The following is a 2233-nucleotide window of genomic DNA, read 5'->3' as shown; positions in this document are numbered from 1 at the left end:
CTGCACACCGCCCCGCGGGTGGCGGGAGCCGTGGAACCGTTCGTGCGTTCGCTGCAGGAAGCCGCCGCCCTCGACTGGTCGGCAGCGCGCCTGGTCGTCGAGCACTGCGATGCGTCGGTGCCAGGGCAGATCCCGGAGAAGGGTTTCCTCTCCCTCGACGACGAGATCGCCGCGATCCGGTCAGCGGGAGCGCCGGTCGGGCTCTGGCTCAACTGGGGTCGCTCGGCGATCGAGCTGCGCGATGCGGACGCCGTGACCGCGCAGATCGCCGCAGCCGCAGCCTCCGGGTTCCTCGTCGGCCTCGCCTTCTCCGGCGCTGCGGCCGTGCAGACTCCGTACGGTCCTCCGTGGGTGGATGCGCATCTGCCGATCGCCTCGACGCATCCGGAATCGGCCTCGCTCCTCGATGATGCACACGTCGCTGCGGCACTCGCGGCAGCGGGCGACGTCGCCTGGCTGGGGCTGAAGACGGCCCGACGCCCTGACGACGCCAGTGCCCGGGACGCCCTGCGCACCGTCGCGCGGAACCTCGAGGTGCTGCGCCGACCCTTGTTCGACGTCTGACCTCTCGCTAGAGTGACTTGAAATCAGACATCAGACGTCTGATTTCCGCACGAACAGAAAGGTCTGTCCATGCACGTTCCTCTCCCGCCCGCCTCTCGGAATGGCCGTGGCCGCCGTCGCCCGCTGCTGCGATACGGCACTATCGCGGCGCTCGTCCTCGCCCTCACCCTCCCCGCCACCGCAGCTTCGGCGGCCCCCGCCCCCGGGTACCTGACCGATCCGAACGCCGATCCGGGCGACTACCTCGAGCTGAACATCGGTGCCGACCGTACCGCCGCGAACTACTTCTACCGCATCCCCGCGCTCGCCCACCTCGGCGACGGCGTGGTCCTCGCGTCGTGGGATGCCCGACCGGGGAACGCGGCCGACGCCCCCAACCCGAACTCGATCATCCAGCGCCGTTCGACCGACAACGGTCGCACCTGGGGCCCGCTGCAGATCATCGCGGCAGGGAAGACCGGAAGCGGCCAGTACGGCTACTCCGACCCGAGCTACGTCGTCGACCGGGAGAGCGGCCGCGTCTTCGCGTTCTTCGTGCACTCCAAGGACCAGGGATTCCAGGGGAGCGCCTACGGAGACGACGACGCGAACCGGCAGGTCATGGGCGCCGCGGTGATCCACTCGGACGACGGCGGTGCGACATGGAGCGCCCCGCGGCTGATCACCGACGTCGCCAAGACCTCGAACGGCACCACCAGCGCAGGCGTGTACACGCCCGTGGCGGGGGACGTGAAGGGCACGTTCGCGACGTCGGGCGAGGGCATCCAACTGCGTTACGGCGCCCACGCGGGCCGACTCATCCAGCAGTACGCCGGCACGGTGCGGCAGTCGAACGGATCGACGGCGATCCAGGCGTACTCGGTGTACTCCGACGACGGCGGTGTCACCTGGGAGCGCGGCGAGTATGTCGGCACCGGCATGGACGAGAACAAGGTCGTCGAGCTCTCCGACGGCCGCGTCATGCTCAACTCGCGCGACAGCTCCAACGGCCGTCTGCGCAAGGTGGCGATCTCGACGGACGGCGGCCACAGCTACGGGCCGGTCACCCGTGACCCCGAGCTGCCCGACCCCACGAACAACGCCTCGATCACGCGCCTGCACCCGGACGCCCCTGCGGCCAGCGTCGACGCGAGGAAACTGGTCTTCACGAACGCCAACAACGGCGCCGACGGCAACCGCGTGAACGGGGCGGTGCGGCTCTCGTGCGACGACGGCGAGACCTGGCCGGGCCTGCGCACGCTCGAGACCGGCACGTTCGCCTACTCCAGCGCCACGGCGATCGACGACGGCAGGGTGGGGGTGCTGTGGGAGGCCGGATACACGAACACCATGCAGTTCTCCTCGTTCGACGAGGCGTGGATGAACGCGGTGTGCGCCCCGCTGTCGGTGCCGCAGACCGCTCTCACCCCCGGTGCGGCCACCACGGTTCCGGTCACCGTCACGAACCAGGAATCGACAGCGCTCAGCGGTGCCGTCACCTTCCACACTCCGACCGGCTGGACGGCGACCACGGCGCAGGTCACCGGCCTCGCACCGGGCGCGAGCGCCACCGTGAACGTGCAGGTCACCGCACCGCAGGGAGCCGCGGGCGCCCAGCGTCTGCAGGCCGCCTTCACCGCGGCCGACGGACGGCTGAGCCAGACGACCGCGACGCTCACGCTGCCGCAGT

General features: G+C 70.3%; 2 protein-coding genes. Both read left to right on the top strand.

What is annotated here, in order from left to right:
• The coding region (locus tag DSP71_RS19040; protein WP_147251402.1) for a DUF4862 family protein at positions 1-564 on the top strand (564 nt) is incomplete at its 5' end.
• A 69-nt stretch (positions 565-633) separates the two neighbouring features.
• The coding region (locus DSP71_RS19035; protein WP_181800785.1) for an exo-alpha-sialidase at positions 634-2233 on the top strand (1600 nt) is incomplete at its 3' end.

The organism is Microbacterium sp. H6 (assembly GCF_003314775.1).
GTDB lineage: Bacteria > Actinomycetota > Actinomycetes > Actinomycetales > Microbacteriaceae > Microbacterium > Microbacterium oxydans.
This window is presented reverse-complemented; position numbering and strand designations above follow the sequence as displayed.